This is a genomic window from Paracoccus caeni, assembly GCF_016629665.1.
In the GTDB taxonomy this organism is placed as follows: domain Bacteria; phylum Pseudomonadota; class Alphaproteobacteria; order Rhodobacterales; family Rhodobacteraceae; genus Paracoccus; species Paracoccus caeni.
Genome location: NZ_JAEPRQ010000005.1, coordinates 142,681 through 158,283, shown reverse-complemented (window position 1 = coordinate 158,283; position 15,603 = coordinate 142,681). Strand labels below are relative to the sequence as shown.

Genomic DNA, 15,603 nt, shown 5'->3' with positions numbered 1-15,603 from the left:
ATGTATATGTCAAATATGTAGCCTGTCCGAGCCCGTATAGATATGCGGCGCCCAGAAATCTACGCTTTCGGCGATCTGGGCGATGACCTCGCGATCATTCGGTTCGCGTTCCTTGAAACTCAGTTCAAGACAGATCTCGTTATCCTGCGCCCCGCCTTCGGCAAAGGCAGCCAGAAGCGGTTCGGGCTGGATACGGCCTCGCGCGTTGAATTCGGCGGTGAACGGCCGGTGGCCGCCCTTGTCCATCAGCGACTGCTTGATATGGATGATGGGCGAAACCTTCGGCACCGCCCGCGCCCAGGCATAGGGATCATAGTCGTCGGGATTGGCGCTGGTCACATCACCATGATCGATATCGGCCATCATCCACATCGGAACGGCCATGTCGGCGGCGGTTAGACGGTCCTGCAATTCCATGCAGGCGGCAATGGTTTCGCCGAATTCACGCCCCACGCTCATCGGTTCCCAAAAGACATAGGCAAGGCCCGCGCGTTTGGCATGTTCCGCCACCTCGGCCCAGCAGTCGATGGCTATGCGGATCAGATCCTCGCGGCGGGCGGGATCGTCATAGTCGCGATAGGTCAGGATCGCGAATTGCGTGCCGACCGACAGCCCGCCCAGATCGGCGGTGATGTCGGCGAAGGTCTTGAACCAGTCCACGTAATAGCGGCGGACATCGGCATCGGGATGACCAAAATGGTTAAGCCGCCCGTAAGGCCCGGTCATGCCGCTGGTCACCCGCACCCCGGTCCGCGCCAAGGCCGCGCCCATCTGCCGGGTCAGACGGCGGATGACCGGGGCGGGCCAGGACGGGTTGATGAATTCATGGGTCAGTTGCAGATCGCGGATCCGCAGTTGGTGGGCAACGGTGTCGATCAGATCATCGGGATCGGCAAAACGGTTAACCAGCGGATTGGTGTTCAAGGACAGCGTCAGGTTCATGCCGCCTCCGCCAGATCAGCGCTGTCGAACCATTCCGCGAATGCCTGCCGCTCTTCCGGCGTCAGATGCAGGTAATGCTTGGTCCGCCGCCACAAAACATCCTCGGGCGTTTTCGCCCATTCCTTTGCGACCAGATAGCGCGCCTCGGCCTCGTAAAGCTGGCCGCCGAAGTAACGGCCAAGCGCGTCGAGGCTCATCGCATTCGCCACGACATCGCCGGTCCGCGCACCGTAAAGCCGCCCGTAATGGTGAACCAGCTTGCGCGGCATCCATGGATAAAGCTCTCGCAGCAGCTCGATATAGGATTCGTAATCGGCATTGGCGATCTCACCGCCCGGTAGCGGTGCTTCGGCGGTCCAGTCCGGTCCCATCTCGGGGAAGATCGCTTTCAGCCGGTGCATGCCCCGCTCGGCCAGTTCGCGGAAGGTGGTGATCTTGCCGCCGAAAATGTTCAGCATCGGCGCGCCGCCATTCTGATCCAGATCGAACACGTAGTCGCGCGTCACCGCCGAGGGGTTGCCCTTGCCGTCGTCGAACAGCGGACGCACGCCAGAGAAGCTGTGCAGCACGTCGCCCCGCCGCAGCTTTTCCTTGAAATAGCGGTTCACCACGGCCAGCAGATAATCGATCTCGGTTTCATCGACGGCCACATCTTCGGGGCGACCCTCATAGGCCAGATCGGTGGTGCCGATCAGCGCCATGTCACCTTCGTAGGGGTTGATGAAGATCACGCGCTTGTCGTTGTTCTGGACCAGATAGGCATGGCTGCCCTTCCAGAATTTCGGCACGATGATATGGCTGCCCTTGACCAGCCTGACATTCCGCGCCGAATTGCCACCCGCGACATTGTTGATCACATCGCTGACCCTCGGCCCTGCGCAATTCGCGATGCAGCGGGCACGGAAGCTGCGGATCTCTCCACTTCTTTCATCGCGCGTCTCGACGGTCCAGGCACCGCCCTCTCGCCGTGCCGAGACACATGCGGAACGGGTCAGCACCTCGGCCCCGCGTTCGGCGGCATCGACGGCGTTCAGGACCACCAGACGTGCATCATCGACCCAGCAGTCGGAATATTCGAACCCCTTGAAATAGCGGTCCAGCAGCGGGGCCCCTTCGGGATCGCGGCGCAGATCCAGCGTGCGGGTGCCGGGCAGTTTCTTCCGGCCGCCCAGATTGTCGTAAAGAAACAGCCCCAGACGGACCAGCCATGCCGGGCGATCCTGCGGGCTGTGGGGCAGCACGAAGCGCATCGGCCAGATGATATGCGGCGCATTGCGCATCAACACTTCGCGTTCGATCAGCGCCTCGCGCACAAGGCGGAATTCGTAATATTCCAGATAGCGCAGCCCGCCGTGAACCAGCTTGCCGGAACGGGACGAGGTGCCCTCGGCCAGATCACCCTTTTCGCACAGCACCACCTTCAGCCCGCGGCCGGCGGCGTCACGGGCGACGCCCGCTCCGTTAATGCCGCCGCCAATGACGAAAAGGTCGATCATGTCGGTATCAGGGCTCATCCTGCGTTCCTTCCTGCTTTTCTTGGGCCGAAGCGCCGGAGCGCGCATCTGCCAGTTTCTCCCAAGCCTCGGGCAGCGCCTCTCGCGCTGCGACGAAAGCCGGGAACAGTCGTTGATAGGTTTCGGCAAGTTTCGGATCGGGCTGTTCAGGCGCGCCCAGCAGCGGCGTGACCCATTCGGCGATACAGGCCTGCATGTCGGGATAGACGCCATTCGCCACCGCCGCCATCATCGCAGCCCCCGCCGCCCCGGCCTCGTCCCGATCCGAGACGCGCACCGGCCGGTCCAGCGCCGCCGCGACGATGCCGCGCAGACCCGGCGAGCGCGCGGCGCCCCCGGTCAGCCGCAATTCGGATGGCATCGGTCCCATTGCGCCGTAACAATCGCGCGTCGCCATCCCCAGACCTTCCGCCACGGCGCGCAGCAGATCGGGGAAACGGTGATGCTGGGCCAGCCCGATGAAACCCGCCCGCGCATCGGCATTGACGAATGGTCCACGCTCTCCCGCTTCCGAGATATAGGGGTGATAGAGAAGCTGCCCCGGCGCGCTGGCCGCAAGCCAGCTTTCCAGCCGGGCAACCATTTCGCCATGCTTGACCGGCTTGCCGACATCGGACAGAATTCCTGCCGCCACCCCAAGAATCCAGTCGAGGTTAAGCGTCGCCGCCATATTGGTCTGAACCTGAGTGACGATGCCGGGGATCGGCAGGCAGATGACATAGCCGGTGCCTGCATCGTTCAGATGCACCCGGTCTGAACTGACCGCGCGCAGATGCACGCCGGTCGATCCGATGGTCGAGCAGGCAATATCGCCCGCCCCGCCATAGACCCCGGCACCAAGCGCCGTCATCACCATATCCACATAACCCAAGGAAACCGGCGTGCCTTCCAGCAGCCCGGTCCGGGCCGCAGCCTCCGCGGTCAGCGGATGTGTGGTGACGGTCCCGTCGATGATCTCTGGCAACAGCTTGCGGCGATGGCTGAGGCCAAGCGCCTCGATCACCGTGTCGTCGTAACGGCGGTTGCGGAAATTGCCGAAGGTGAAGCTGGCCTCGGACGGGTCGGTGGCGCGGATGCCGGTCAGGTTCAGATAGAGCCAGTCCTTGCAATGCAGCGCCACCTCGGCCCCGTCCAGAAGCGCGGGCGTGTGGCGATCCATATGCGCCATCTGCGTGCCCTGCTGACAGGTGTTGAGCCCGGTTCCCGTCGCCTCGAACCGGGCGCGGTCGGTATCGCTTGCCGCAAGCCGCTCGACCGTCGGCGCGGCACGGGCGTCAAGCCACAGCCACGCATCGCCCACCGGCCCGTCGCGCCCGACCAGCCATGTCCCGTCGCCCTGCGCCGTAACCGACAGCGCCGCCGTCCGTGCCGCCAGCCCCTCGACCTTGTCGCCAAGGCTGCGCAAAGCCGTCGCGCAATCGTCCCATGTCCGACGCAAGGATTGCGTGGCCGAGCCATCTGCACCCGAAGCATAACGATTTGGCACCGAGGCCGCCGCAATCTGACGACCACGCAGATCGAAGGCCACCGCCTTGATGACCGATGTTCCGGCATCGATCCCGATGAGGATGTCAGCAGATGCCATTCACCACCCCGACCCTGTTCATTTTACGGCCCGCCTGAAGCCTGTGCCGCATGCTTTTCCTCCCGTCCGATTCGTCTGCACCGCCATAAAGGCCAAAGCGCTGAGATGCTCGAAAAACTCGAACGGACGATCTTCCCTGCACTTTTGTATATTCGCACGACCTCCGACACGGAAGTGTATTTTTTTACTTACAAAGAAATTTAATTCAGATAGGTTAACTCGAACCGGCAATTCGGAATGAGGAGATTCCGACCGGAACAGCGGCTTTTGCCAGCGTCTTCGGACAGGCAATCTCTGCAACGGAAGAACAAGGGAGGCAGGTCGAAATGCTTTGTAAGGAACGGCGTTCCACCATGATATCCGGCGCGCGATCGGGTCGCGGCCATATCGTAGGGGCCATGTTCAATCGACCTGCGGCCACGAATCGGTCCCGAAATCAGCCTCGCCCCCTGCCGCTTCTGGCATGGGCGGATTGTTGCGAAAGTTCGGCCGCTGGCCTACCCTCAACTGATCAAGGAACGGCGCCCGACGGCGAGTTCCGCTGTAAGATCGGCATGTTGCGGTGCATCACCGTGCCGAATGCCGGACCGACCAATCGCGAGGCTGCAGAATGACCGACCACACAGCCCCGAACCAGCCGCGTGCCGCCGCGCCCAAAGCGCTGCGACCTTCACGGCGCGGGATCTATATTACAGTCGCCACCGCAGCGCTGGTTCTTGCCGGGATCGCGTTTGACACGACGGTTGTTCATATCGGCTCTGACGCCGATGTGCGCCAGCAGGCGTTTTCGCCCGACACCTACGGGACCGAGCAATTCCCGCGTATTCAGACGTTCGTCACCGAAAAGGCCGTCGATGCGCAGACGCTGGCCGAAGCGATCACAGCCGACAAGGACGCCGCCGTCACCGAATACGGCACCGCGGCCAGCACCGGCGCGATCATCCCGATCCGCGTTTCGGGCATCGCCGGCGAGGCCCGCTCGGGCGTCTATCCATTGACGGTCGAGGGCGTGCCCGAGGATATCACCATCCGCGTTCAAACCGGCCCCGCGATCAACGGCACCGAATTGCGTGACGTGCCGGGCGATATCGCCTTCGGCCAGTTCAAGAACCAGATCGAATATCAGGACGCCGGTTCCGGCATCAACCGGGCCATGAAGGCCGCGATCCTTGACCCCATCGACACGGCCACGCTGCAGGGCAAGACCGTCGAGGTCGTGGGCGCGTTCAGGCTGATCAATCCGAAGAACTGGATGATCACTCCGGTCGAGGTGAACGTCCAATGACCCCGGAAAACGCCCCACCCGCCACCGAACCGAACGCGCGAGAAGTCGTGTTGGCCGCGCGCAATGTCGCCAAGTCCTATGGTTCGGTCCATGCACTGAAGGGCGTGAATTTCGACATTCATCGCGGTCAGGTCACCACGCTTTTCGGCGAAAATGGCGCGGGCAAATCGACCTTGATGAAAATCCTTTCGGGCGTGATCCAACCCTCGACGGGCGAGATCATCCTTGACGGTCAGCCGGTCAGCTTCGCCAATGCGAACGACGCGCGCGACCGGGGCATCTCGATCATCCATCAGGAACTGAGCCTCGCCCCGAATATGTCGGTTCGCGACAATATCTTTATGGGGCGCGAAATCATCGGCGCCACCGGAGTGGATTTTGCCGAGGAAGAGCGGCAGGTCCGCAGGCTTCTGACAGAACTGGAAGAGGATATCGACCCGCTGACCCCGGTTGAGGAACTGCGCCTTGGCCAGCAGCAGATCGTTGAAATCGCCCGCGCTTTATCGGTGGACAGCCGCATCCTGATCATGGACGAGCCGACCAGCGCGCTTTCGGCCAGCGAGGTCGAGGTGCTGTTCAAGGTCATTCGCGACCTGACCGCCAAGGGCGTCAGCATCGTCTATATCTCGCACCATCTGGAAGAGGCGCTGACGATCACCGATCACGCGGTGGTCCTGCGCGACGGCAACATGACCGCCTATGCCCCCCGGGCCGAGATCGATCTGGAATGGATTGTCCGCAACATGGTGGGCGAGAATTACGATCTGGGCTCCCCGCCCGACAGCGACCAGGGCGAAGTCGCGCTGTCGATCCGCAATCTGTCGGTGCCCGATCCGGCGGGCTTCAAGCTGGTGGACCGGCTGTCGCTTGATGTCCGCGCGGGCGAGATCGTCTGCATCTACGGGCTTATGGGCGCGGGCCGCACCGAATTGCTGGAGACCTGTGCAGGCCGCCTGCGCGCCTCGGCCGGGGAAATCGTGCTGGAAGGTCGCGAGGTTTCCAGCCTCTCCATCGCCGAACGGATTGCACGCGGGCTGGCGCTGGTGCCAGAGGACCGACAGCGCGACGGTCTGGTGCAGACGATGAGCGTCGGGCAGAACCTTTCGCTTGCCTCGATTGCGCGATTTACCAAGGGCTTCATCACCCAACGCGGCGCCGAGAAACGGCTGATTGCCGATACAATCCGTGAGGTTACGGTGAAAACCTCGGGTGGCAGCGCGGCGATTGGCTCGCTTTCCGGCGGCAACCAGCAGAAGGTGGTGATCGGCAAGATCCTTGCCACCCGCCCTCGGGTCATCATGCTGGACGAGCCCTCGCGCGGCATCGATATCGGCGCCAAGGCCGAGGTATTCCGGCTACTGGCCGAGGGGGCGCGGCAAGGCTTGGCGGTGCTTTATTCGACATCGGAAGTCAGCGAATGCCTGTCCATCGCCCACCGCATCATCGTCATGCACAAGGGCCGGATCACCGCAGAATTCGATTCCACCGTCACCAAGGAACAGATCATGGCCGCCTCGGGCGAGTCCGTGGCCGCCTGACAATCGAGACGAAGGATAACACCCTATGACCGAGACGACCGCCGCCACGCCGAAGAAGAAAAACAGCGGCTTCAGCCTTGGCCATCTGTTGCTGGAAGGCCGCGCCTTTCTGGCACTGATCGCGATTATCGCCGTGTTTTCATATTATTCGCCCAACTATTTCACCGTCAGCAATTTCCTGATCATGTCCAGTCAGGTGGCGATCTACGGCATCCTGTCTATCGGCATGCTGCTGGTGATCCTGAATGGCGGGATCGACCTGTCCGTCGGTTCGATCCTTGCGCTGGCCGGGGTCTGTGCCGGGGCGATGATGCAGGGCATCACGCTGGATGCGGCGGGGGTGATCCTTTACCCGCCCGTCTGGGCGGTGGTGGTGCTGACACTTTGCGTCGGCGCGGCGGTGGGCGCGCTGAACGGTGTGCTGATCGCGATCTTCAAGGTGCCGCCCTTCGTCGCCACGCTTGGCGTCATGTATGTGGCACGGGGCGTCGCGCTGCTGATGACCAACGGTCTGACCTATAACAACCTGCGCGGCAAGGCCGAGTTCGGCAATACCGGCTTTTCATGGCTGGGCTTCAACCGGCTTTGGGGGATCCCGATCTCGGTCATCGTGCTGGCGACGGTCGCGATCCTTGCGGGGCTGATGCTGTCACGCTCAGCCTTCGGGCGCTGGCTTTACGCCTCGGGCGGGAACGAGCGCGCGGCCGAACTGTCGGGCGTGCCGGTCCGGCGGGTGAAGATCGTGGTTTATACGCTGTCGGGAATGCTCTCGGCGGTGGCGGGGCTGGTTCTGGCCTCGCAACTGACCTCGGCCGGGCCGACGGCGGGCACCACCTATGAACTGACGGCCATTGCCGCCGTCGTCATTGGCGGCGCAGCGCTGACCGGCGGGCGCGGCAATGTGCGTGGCACCATGCTGGGTGCTTTCGTCATCGGTTTCCTGTCGGCGGGCCTCGTCATCGTCGGGGTGTCATCCTACTGGCAGACCGTCTTTACCGGCGCGGTGATCGTTCTCGCCGTGCTGATGAACTCGCTTCAATACGGGCGGGGAGGCCGCAAGAGCTGACCCCCCGAACGCCTATCACTCAACATCATGGGAGGAAGATAATGTTGAAAATGACACGCCGGATGCTGCTTGCCGCAGCCGCTTCGGTTCCGCTGATGGCGGCTGCCGCCTCGGCGGAGGGGCTGATCACGATCATCGTGAACGATCCCGCCAACCCCTACTGGTTCACCGAGGGCGAGGTCGCCAAGGCAACCGCGGAAGAGCTTGGCTATACCGCCAATCTGTCCGCGCATCGCGGCGACACCAATACCGAAAGCACGCTGGTCGATACGGCAATCACCAACAAATCGGTGGCGCTGATTCTTGACCCGGCCAATGCCGACGGCTCCGTCGGTGCTGTGCAGAAGGCGGTCGATGCCGGCATTCCGGTGTTCCTGATCAATGCCGAGATCAATCAGGAAGGTCTGGCCAAGGCGCAGCTCGTCTCGAACAACGCGCAAGGCGCGGCCCTTGGCGCGCAGGCCTGGGTCGAGGCGATGGGCGATAGCGGCACCTATGTCGAACTGTTCGGCGCACCGCCCGACAACAACGCCCAGACCCGCTCGAACGGTTTCGAAACCGTGCTGACCCAGTATCCCGATCTGCAGAAGGTTGGCCATGAAGTCGCCAACTGGGACCGCACGCAGGGCTATCAGAAGATGCAGTCGCTGCTGCAAGCCAACCCAGAGGTCAATGGCGTGATCTCGGGCAATGACGAGATGGCGCTTGGCGCGATCGCGGCGTTGAAAGAGGCCGGGCGTCTGGATCAGGTGAAGGTCGGCGGTTTCGACGGCTCGCCCGATGCGGTCGAGGCGGTGAAGGCCGGTGAGCTGCAATATACCGTGCTGCAACCCGTCGCGATCTTCTCGGCCGAGGCGGTGCGTCAGGCGGACAACTTCATCAAGACAGGCGAAACCGGCGCGGATAGCGAGAAGCAGTTGTTCGACTGCCTGCTGATCACCGCAGACAACGCGGACAAATATACCTCGCCGTTCGTTCTGTCGGAATGAGATGACAGAGGGGTGGGCCGAAAGCCCACCCTACCGGAAAGATCGAGATGAGAGCGGTGCCCGTCCGTCGGATGGGCACTGCTACAGTCTTTCCCGGCACTTTATGGTGCCATCCCGCCGAACCTTGTCTATTGCGCGAAACGGCGACGAAGTGCCCATTCGGTGGGACGGACAGGCACTGCCCGGCGGTGCTTGCGGCACCTTGTTCCGGGCAAGCACACTCCTTTCAGTGTCGCCGATCAGGCAGCGTCCGAACGGTCGCCTGCAGCCAGTTCGGCATCCAGCGCCAGAACCTGACGGACGGCCTCTGCGGCTTCGGCGCCTTTCTTCACGAAATGCTCGCGGAAGAAGCCTGCGACGACCTCTTCCTCGCGGTAGTGGTGCGGGGTGAGCGAGACCGAGAAGACCGGAATGCCGGTTTCCAGCCCGACATTCAGCAGGCCAGTCACAACGGCGGAAGCCACGAAATCATGGCGATAGATGCCGCCGTCCACGACCAGCGCGGCTGCGACCACGGCGTCGTATCTGCCGGTCTGGGCCAGCTTTTTCGCCAAGAGCGGCATCTCGAACGCGCCGGGGACGTTGAAGGCGTCAACCTCGGCGCCGGGGATCAGCTTCGGCACTTCGGCCATGAAGCCGTCATAGGCGCGGTCAACGGTGTCGGAATGCCAGCGGGCCTTGATAAAGGCAATGCGGGCGTTGGTTTTGGTAGGGTTGGTCTTGGTCATCTTTCGGAACCTTACGTTAAATTGCGTCAGGTCCCAGAGCACGCATCATGACCGGCCCCTGGGTGGGAAACAGCCACGATTCTCTTCCATCCGGACTATACCGTCGGCCCCGGAATTTCACCGGATCTGCTGACCCTTCCCAACCGGGAAGGCGCTCGCGGGCTGTAACCGCCGGTGGGGAATTGCACCCCGCCCTGAGAACGTAACCTAAATATCACCTCGATTGCGCGAGTCCAAGGGAAAGAAAGCGGCAAGTTTCGTCACTTTACGTCAAAGATGTTCTCTCCGCCGGGCAGCAGAAAGGACGCCGCCTATCCGAACTCACAGGTCGCTTCGGCGAAGCCGGTCGTGAACGACACGAACCGGTCGCTCTCGTGGCTCTCATAGCCAAGCACCGCGATCCGTGGCTCCGCGTCGAGTTGGAACACGACCACTTCGTATGTACCGAATTGCGGCATTTCGAACCGAAGATTTACCTTGAAGCCGACGTCATGTGGGCGCTGCCAGACGGTCGTCGCGGGAAACTCCTCGCCACGAACGGTTATCGTTCCCGCTGCTGCGCCCGATGCGTCATCATATGTCCAAGAGGCGCTCTCGACGAGCATCCCCAACATATCGACCGGCGAACATTGTGCCGCTCGCGGCAAATCTGCAGAGACAAGCGAGGGTATGAAGGCGAGGCAGGCAGCAATCGATATGCTTCTCATGAAAATATCCTCTGGAGTCGAAATAATAGACCGAACAGAAGTCGATCTGGCCGCCGTCGTAAAGAGGCTCATCATTACTCGGCCGTCAGTGTCGGCCAGTTTGGCCACGACAACGACCGCGTCGTATAAAATGCTGGGGTGTAAATGGTGCGGTCGAGAAGACTCGAACTTCCACTCCGGTTAAGGAACAGCGACCTCAACGCTGCGCGTCTACCAATTCCGCCACGACCGCATCCGGGCAGTGCCGGGGTGATAGCCGAGGCGTCGGAGATTGAAAAGAGGCTTTTTCGATGCCACCCGCGAAAGACCGGGGTGGCTTGACGAGGCCATGAGAAAGGCCCAGATCGCGGGCATGGTGGAATGGATCATCTCGGACGGACTGACCGGCTATGACGAGGCCGTGGCCTTCATGGAGGCGCGCGTGGCCGCGATCCATGAGGGCACAGCGGATGAAGCCGTCTGGCTGGTCGAGCATCCGCCGCTTTACACCGCAGGCACCAGCGCCAAGGCCGCCGATCTGCTGGAGGCGCGGTTTCCGGTTCATGAAACCGGGCGTGGCGGGCAATATACCTATCACGGACCGGGACAGCGCGTCGTTTATGTGATGCTGGATCTGAACCGGCGCGGGCGGGATGTGCGGCAGTTCGTGGCCCAGCTTGAGGCATGGGTAATCGCCGCTCTGGCCGAGTTCGGCGTGACCGGAGAAATTCGGGACGGTCGCGTGGGCGTGTGGGTGGCGCGGCCCGAAAAGCCTTCGCTTTTTGATGGCAGTCCGCGCGAGGACAAGATTGCGGCAATCGGGGTCAAGCTGCGCCGGTGGGTCAGCTTTCACGGCATCGCCATCAATGTCGAACCCGATCTGGCCCATTACAGCGGCATCGTCCCCTGCGGCATCAGCGGGCACGGGGTGACCAGTCTGGTCGATCTGGGCCTGCCGGTCGGGATGGAGGATCTGGACCTCGCACTGAAACGCGGCTTCGAGCAGGTTTTCGGCGCGACCGGGTGATGCGACATTCCGCGGCGGTGCCATCCGGCGCGGGCGGGCGTAGAACAGGGTCATGAACCGGAGCCAGCAAGGAAAGACGATGCGAGCCCTGACCCCCTTGATGTTTCTTGCGGTCCTTCTTTGGACCGGGTTTGGCAATCCGGCACATGCGCAGGATGCAGGCGATCCCGTCGCCGGTGAGAACGAATTTCGAAAATGCCGGGCCTGCCATATGATTCAGGACGATCAGGGGGTGGATATTCAGCGCGGCGGCAAAGCCGGGCCGAATCTGTGGAATGTCATCGGACGCAGGATCGCCTCGGACGAGGAATATCGCTATGGGCCGGGCATTCTGGAGGTGGCAGAGGCTAAACCCGATCTGGTCTGGACCGAAGATGAACTGGTCAGCTACATCACCGATCCGAACGGGTGGCTGCGCGCCCAAAGCGGCGATCCGGCGGCCCGGACCAAGATGACCTTCCGGCTGCGCGAGGGTCAGGCGGATCTGGCGGCCTATCTGGCAAGCGTGTCGTCAGGTGCAGGTGAGACGGAAGCGGCGACCGAATAGCGCCTCTGATCGGCACGAAATACTGCGCCTCTCCCCGCTGCATTCAAGCAAGAAAACCTCGTTTTATCTGATCGAAGCTGCGGGCGATCCCGCCCTTGTGTGTTGACCACGATCGGGCGCCCTGCCTTTCTTGCCCCCATCCAACACCCAGAATGGAATCCTTCGATGACCAGATTTTTCCTGCCCCTTCTTGCGCTTGGCGCAATATCTTCGCCTGCTTTCGCCGAGGCAACCCTGTCGCTTTCGCTGAAGACCGGGGCCGAGGGCGGCATCGTCTCGGCCAGCTATTCCTGCGACGGCGGCGCGGCATTTCCGGTTCAATACATCAATAGCGAGACCAACAATCTGGCGTTGCTGCCGATCGACGGGGAAGAGCGCGTCTTCGTCAACGTGATCTCCGGCTCGGGCGCGCGCTATGTCTCGGGTCAGTATGAATGGTGGTCGAAGGGCGAGACCGCGACGCTGCGCGACGAGATGGCGGATACGTCGCAGGACTGCACCGAAACGGCTGCGACAGAGAGCCAGTAAGGGTGGCGACCGGGCCAGTGGGTGCGACCCGGCGTCGCACCCCCGGAAAAGATGGCAACCCGGCTGCGCCTCGGGGCAACTATTCTGATACAATGCGCCCACTTAGTTTATGGGAACGCCTCTGACGGATTGCCGGGTGGGGTCGGCTGGTCTAAAGAAAGCGTGATGACGTCGGCGTGAGAGCGCCGGCATGACGATACTTTGAGGAGTTCGGGTATGGCAGACGCAGCCGCACATGGCCACGACGACCATCACGACCAGCGCGGGTTCTTTACCCGTTGGTTCATGTCCACCAACCACAAGGACATTGGGATCCTTTACCTTTTCACCGCTGGCATCGTGGGGCTGATCTCGGTCTGCTTCACCGTCTATATGCGGATGGAACTGCAGCATCCCGGTGTCCAGTATATGTGTCTTGAGGGCGCGCGGCTGATTGCCGATGCGACTCAGGAATGTACGCCGAACGGGCATCTGTGGAACGTGATGATCACCTATCACGGCGTCCTGATGATGTTCTTCGTGGTGATTCCGGCGCTTTTCGGCGGCTTCGGCAACTATTTCATGCCGCTGCAGATCGGCGCGCCGGATATGAGCTTTCCGCGCCTGAACAACCTTTCCTACTGGATGTATGTGGCCGGTGTGGCGCTTGGCATTGCCTCGCTGCTGGCTCCGGGCGGCTCTGACCAGCCGGGCTCGGGCGTTGGCTGGGTGCTGTATCCGCCGCTCTCCACGACCGAAACCGGCTATTCGATGGATCTGGCGATCTTCGCCGTCCACGTCTCGGGCGCCTCGTCGATCCTTGGTGCGATCAACATCATCACCACCTTCCTGAACATGCGCGCCCCCGGCATGACGCTGTTCAAGGTGCCGCTGTTCGCTTGGTCGGTCTTCATCACCGCCTGGCTGATCCTTCTGGCGCTGCCGGTTCTGGCCGGGGCCATCACCATGCTGCTGATGGACCGCAATTTCGGGACCAACTTCTTCAACCCGGCTGGCGGCGGTGATCCGATCCTGTATCAGCACATCCTGTGGTTCTTCGGCCACCCGGAGGTGTATATCATCGTCCTTCCCGGCTTCGGGATCATCAGCCACGTCATCGCGACCTTCTCGAAAAAGCCGGTCTTCGGTTACCTGCCGATGGTGCTGGCGATGGCCGCAATCGGTGTGCTGGGCTTTGTCGTCTGGGCGCACCACATGTACACCGTCGGCATGTCTTTGACCCAGCAAAGCTACTTCATGCTGGCAACGATGACGATCGCCGTGCCAACCGGCATCAAGGTCTTTTCGTGGATCGCAACGATGTGGGGCGGTTCGGTCGAGTTCAAGACGCCGATGCTTTGGGCCTTTGGCTTCCTGTTCCTGTTCACCGTCGGCGGCGTGACCGGCGTGGTTCTGTCGCAGGCGCCGCTGGACCGGGTTTACCATGACACCTACTACGTCGTTGCCCACTTCCACTATGTGATGAGCCTTGGCGCGGTCTTCGCGATCTTCGCGGGCATCTATTACTGGATCGGCAAGATGTCGGGCCGTCAGTATCCCGAATGGGCTGGCAAGCTGCATTTCTGGATGATGTTCATCGGTGCAAACCTGACCTTCTTCCCGCAGCACTTCCTTGGCCGTCAGGGGATGCCGCGCCGCTATATCGATTATCCGGTCGAATATGCGTATTGGAACAATATCAGCTCGCTGGGCGCCTATCTGTCCTTCGCCTCGTTCCTGTTCTTCATCGGCATCGTGTTCTACACCCTGTTCGCAGGCAAGCGCGTGACCGAGAACAACTACTGGAACGAATATGCGGACACGCTGGAATGGACCCTGACCTCGCCGCCGCCGGAGCATACTTTCGAGCAGCTTCCGAAGCGTGAGGACTGGGATCGCAGCCACGCGCATTGATCGATGCCCTATGAATGGCAAATCGACACGGCCCCGGAGGATTCCGGGGCCGTTTCCTATCGTCTGAGGCTGTGGCCTTATCAGTCGCTGCCCGCCACGGGCTTCGTCTGGTTCATCGGCATCACGGCGGGGCTCTTGTCGCTGCCGATGCTGGCGGTGGTCGGGACGACGGCGTTGTGGGGGCTGCTACCCTTTGCCGGGCTGGCGATCTGGGCGATCTGGTTCGCGCTTCAGCGCAGCTATCGGAAGGGTCAGACCTACGAGCTTCTCGACATGAACCACAACGCGCTGCATCTGCAACGGCATGACCCAAAGCGCCCGGTGCGTGAATGGAAGACCAACAGCTACTGGGTCAGGGCAAGCCTGCGCAATGGCCCGGTCGAGCATTACCTGACCCTGACCGACGGTCAGCGCGAGGTAGAGCTGGGCGCGTTTCTGACCCCCGAAGAGCGGGTGGCGCTAAGGGATGAATTGCAGGATCGGCTGGGACGGCTGCGAAGGTAAGTCGAGGGCAATGCCACGTCCGGGTTCACCTTCGATGCTGCGCAGACCCACCTCAAGCAGCGTTAATCGTCATCGACGCGATCAGGCAAACCGTCCAGCTTGGTCGAGGCGAAATCTTCCAGCTCATCCTCGGTCATGCTGTCATACATCTCGCGCGAGGCACCCTGTAATTCGCTGACCTTGGTCTCGCCACGTTTGGCGGAAAGAGCCGCTCCTGCGGCTCGCTGCTGGGCTTTGGATTTGGCGGGCATGGGTTGATCCTCCTGCCCGCCAAACGCTGTTTATCCCCGAAGGGTTCAGTTCAGAAGCCGCGCCTTGACCTTGGGGCCAGCCGCGCCGAAATCCATCTGCCCGGCGTGACGCACCCGCAATTCGGCCATCACCCGACCCATATCACGGATGCCGGTGGCGCCCAGATCGTCGATCACGGTGTCGATCGCATTCGCAGTCTCTGCCTCGTCCAACTGACGCGGCAGATATTCCTGAATGATGCGGATCTCGTTCTCTTCCTTCTCGGCAAGCTCCAGACGACCGCCCTCTTCATAGGCCTTGGCCGATTCCTGACGCTGCTTGACCATCCGGGACAGTATTGCGACCAGATCACCCTCGGTCAGCACGCCATCGGTATCGCCCCCGCGCAGCGCGATCTCGCGGTCCTTGATGGCCGCGCCGATCAGGCGCAAGGTTGACAGACGTTCGCTGTCCTTGGCTTTCATCGCGTCTTTGGTGGCAGCTTGCAGCTTGGCTCGCAGTTCCATGATACATCTCTGA

General features: G+C 61.9%; 16 protein-coding genes, 1 tRNA gene and 1 riboswitch. Of the genes, 9 read left to right on the top strand and 8 right to left on the bottom strand.

The window, feature by feature from the left end; translation table 11 throughout:
* Positions 1–9: 9 nt before the first annotated feature.
* The 3 genes from JJJ17_RS14240 to JJJ17_RS14230 are packed head-to-tail and all read right to left on the bottom strand — an operon-like array spanning position 10 to position 4,041.
* Positions 10–942, bottom strand: coding sequence for a sugar phosphate isomerase/epimerase family protein (locus tag JJJ17_RS14240; protein ID WP_200687546.1), 933 nt, complete (start codon positions 940–942; stop codon positions 10–12).
* A complete protein-coding gene (locus tag JJJ17_RS14235; protein ID WP_200687544.1) occupies positions 939–2,456 on the bottom strand; it encodes a glycerol-3-phosphate dehydrogenase in 1,518 nt (505 codons plus the stop codon). Before JJJ17_RS14235 ends, JJJ17_RS14240 begins: the two co-directional genes overlap by 4 nt.
* Entirely contained in the window at positions 2,446–4,041 is a 1,596-nt protein-coding gene (locus tag JJJ17_RS14230; RefSeq protein ID WP_200687542.1) for an FGGY-family carbohydrate kinase, read from the bottom strand. The genes JJJ17_RS14235 and JJJ17_RS14230 overlap by 11 nt, the downstream gene beginning before the upstream one ends.
* 610 nt (positions 4,042–4,651) lie before the next feature.
* On the opposite strand from JJJ17_RS14230, the gene JJJ17_RS14225 reads away from it, so the two are divergent.
* Genes JJJ17_RS14225 through JJJ17_RS14210 form a run of 4 tightly spaced genes read left to right on the top strand, consistent with a single transcriptional unit; the run spans position 4,652 to position 8,919 of the window.
* Entirely contained in the window at positions 4,652–5,326 is a 675-nt protein-coding gene (locus tag JJJ17_RS14225; RefSeq protein ID WP_200687540.1) for a DUF2291 family protein, read from the top strand.
* Complete coding sequence (locus JJJ17_RS14220) at positions 5,323–6,864, top strand: sugar ABC transporter ATP-binding protein (protein WP_200687538.1); 1,542 nt, start codon at positions 5,323–5,325, stop codon at positions 6,862–6,864. Before JJJ17_RS14225 ends, JJJ17_RS14220 begins: the two co-directional genes overlap by 4 nt.
* A gap of 25 nt (positions 6,865–6,889) precedes the next feature.
* Positions 6,890–7,930, top strand: coding sequence for an ABC transporter permease (locus JJJ17_RS14215; protein ID WP_200687537.1), 1,041 nt, complete (start codon positions 6,890–6,892; stop codon positions 7,928–7,930).
* 41 nt (positions 7,931–7,971) lie between these two features.
* Positions 7,972–8,919: a D-ribose ABC transporter substrate-binding protein gene (locus JJJ17_RS14210; RefSeq protein ID WP_200687535.1), complete on the top strand. Its 948-nt coding sequence runs from the start codon at positions 7,972–7,974 to the stop codon at positions 8,917–8,919.
* Between the two features lie 239 nt (positions 8,920–9,158).
* Here JJJ17_RS14210 and JJJ17_RS14205 read toward each other — a convergent pair whose 3' ends face one another.
* The 3 genes from JJJ17_RS14205 to JJJ17_RS14195 all read right to left on the bottom strand — a co-directional run bounded on the left by JJJ17_RS14205 (position 9,159) and on the right by JJJ17_RS14195 (position 10,586).
* Positions 9,159–9,647, bottom strand: coding sequence for a 6,7-dimethyl-8-ribityllumazine synthase (locus tag JJJ17_RS14205; RefSeq protein WP_200687533.1), 489 nt, complete (start codon positions 9,645–9,647; stop codon positions 9,159–9,161).
* A gap of 74 nt (positions 9,648–9,721) precedes the next feature.
* Positions 9,722–9,853, bottom strand: a riboswitch (FMN riboswitch).
* A 105-nt stretch (positions 9,854–9,958) separates the two neighbouring features.
* Positions 9,959–10,354 carry a hypothetical protein gene (locus tag JJJ17_RS14200; protein WP_200687532.1) on the bottom strand — a complete coding sequence of 132 codons (396 nt, stop codon included), beginning with the start codon at positions 10,352–10,354 and terminating at the stop codon, positions 9,959–9,961.
* A gap of 145 nt (positions 10,355–10,499) precedes the next feature.
* A tRNA-Leu gene (locus tag JJJ17_RS14195) sits at positions 10,500–10,586 on the bottom strand.
* Positions 10,587–10,682: 96 nt separating this feature from the next.
* Here JJJ17_RS14195 and lipB point away from each other — a divergent pair.
* The 5 genes from lipB (at position 10,683) to JJJ17_RS14170 (ending at position 14,832) form a co-directional block, all read left to right on the top strand.
* Positions 10,683–11,360, top strand: a complete 678-nt coding sequence (gene lipB, locus JJJ17_RS14190) for a lipoyl(octanoyl) transferase LipB (protein ID WP_200687530.1) — start codon at positions 10,683–10,685, stop codon at positions 11,358–11,360.
* A 79-nt stretch (positions 11,361–11,439) separates the two neighbouring features.
* Complete coding sequence (locus JJJ17_RS14185) at positions 11,440–11,907, top strand: c-type cytochrome (RefSeq protein ID WP_234464110.1); 468 nt, start codon at positions 11,440–11,442, stop codon at positions 11,905–11,907.
* Positions 11,908–12,072: 165 nt separating this feature from the next.
* The gene (locus tag JJJ17_RS14180; protein WP_200687528.1) at positions 12,073–12,435 is read left to right on the top strand and encodes an MliC family protein; all 363 of its coding nucleotides are present in this window, start codon (positions 12,073–12,075) and stop codon (positions 12,433–12,435) included.
* 216 nt (positions 12,436–12,651) lie between these two features.
* Complete coding sequence (ctaD, locus tag JJJ17_RS14175; RefSeq protein ID WP_200687526.1) at positions 12,652–14,328, top strand: cytochrome c oxidase subunit I; 1,677 nt, start codon at positions 12,652–12,654, stop codon at positions 14,326–14,328.
* Between the two features lie 3 nt (positions 14,329–14,331).
* Complete coding sequence (locus tag JJJ17_RS14170; RefSeq protein WP_200687524.1) at positions 14,332–14,832, top strand: DUF2244 domain-containing protein; 501 nt, start codon at positions 14,332–14,334, stop codon at positions 14,830–14,832.
* A gap of 62 nt (positions 14,833–14,894) precedes the next feature.
* Here JJJ17_RS14170 and JJJ17_RS14165 read toward each other — a convergent pair whose 3' ends face one another.
* Both JJJ17_RS14165 and JJJ17_RS14160 read right to left on the bottom strand, forming a co-directional pair.
* The gene (locus JJJ17_RS14165; RefSeq protein ID WP_200687522.1) at positions 14,895–15,083 is read right to left on the bottom strand and encodes a DUF3008 family protein; all 189 of its coding nucleotides are present in this window, start codon (positions 15,081–15,083) and stop codon (positions 14,895–14,897) included.
* A 45-nt stretch (positions 15,084–15,128) separates the two neighbouring features.
* Entirely contained in the window at positions 15,129–15,590 is a 462-nt protein-coding gene (locus JJJ17_RS14160; RefSeq protein WP_200687520.1) for a GatB/YqeY domain-containing protein, read from the bottom strand.
* Positions 15,591–15,603 lie beyond the last annotated feature (13 nt).

Excerpts from the sequence above, each read along its gene's own strand:
- JJJ17_RS14205 (WP_200687533.1), bottom strand. The coding sequence starts at position 9,647 with ATGACCAAGACCAACCCTACCAAAACCAACGCCCGCATTGCCTTTATC.
- JJJ17_RS14200 (WP_200687532.1), bottom strand. The coding sequence starts at position 10,354 with ATGAGAAGCATATCGATTGCTGCCTGCCTCGCCTTCATACCCTCGCTT.
- JJJ17_RS14165 (WP_200687522.1), bottom strand. The coding sequence starts at position 15,083 with ATGCCCGCCAAATCCAAAGCCCAGCAGCGAGCCGCAGGAGCGGCTCTT.
- JJJ17_RS14170 (WP_200687524.1), top strand. The coding sequence starts at position 14,332 with ATGCCCTATGAATGGCAAATCGACACGGCCCCGGAGGATTCCGGGGCC.
- ctaD (WP_200687526.1), top strand. The coding sequence starts at position 12,652 with ATGGCAGACGCAGCCGCACATGGCCACGACGACCATCACGACCAGCGC.
- lipB (WP_200687530.1), top strand. The coding sequence starts at position 10,683 with ATGAGAAAGGCCCAGATCGCGGGCATGGTGGAATGGATCATCTCGGAC.
- JJJ17_RS14220 (WP_200687538.1), top strand. The coding sequence starts at position 5,323 with ATGACCCCGGAAAACGCCCCACCCGCCACCGAACCGAACGCGCGAGAA.
- JJJ17_RS14160 (WP_200687520.1), bottom strand. The coding sequence starts at position 15,590 with ATGGAACTGCGAGCCAAGCTGCAAGCTGCCACCAAAGACGCGATGAAA.
- JJJ17_RS14180 (WP_200687528.1), top strand. The coding sequence starts at position 12,073 with ATGACCAGATTTTTCCTGCCCCTTCTTGCGCTTGGCGCAATATCTTCG.
- JJJ17_RS14185 (WP_234464110.1), top strand. The coding sequence starts at position 11,440 with ATGCGAGCCCTGACCCCCTTGATGTTTCTTGCGGTCCTTCTTTGGACC.
- JJJ17_RS14225 (WP_200687540.1), top strand. The coding sequence starts at position 4,652 with ATGACCGACCACACAGCCCCGAACCAGCCGCGTGCCGCCGCGCCCAAA.
- JJJ17_RS14215 (WP_200687537.1), top strand. The coding sequence starts at position 6,890 with ATGACCGAGACGACCGCCGCCACGCCGAAGAAGAAAAACAGCGGCTTC.
- JJJ17_RS14230 (WP_200687542.1), bottom strand. The coding sequence starts at position 4,041 with ATGGCATCTGCTGACATCCTCATCGGGATCGATGCCGGAACATCGGTC.
- JJJ17_RS14210 (WP_200687535.1), top strand. The coding sequence starts at position 7,972 with ATGTTGAAAATGACACGCCGGATGCTGCTTGCCGCAGCCGCTTCGGTT.
- JJJ17_RS14235 (WP_200687544.1), bottom strand. The coding sequence starts at position 2,456 with ATGAGCCCTGATACCGACATGATCGACCTTTTCGTCATTGGCGGCGGC.
- JJJ17_RS14240 (WP_200687546.1), bottom strand. The coding sequence starts at position 942 with ATGAACCTGACGCTGTCCTTGAACACCAATCCGCTGGTTAACCGTTTT.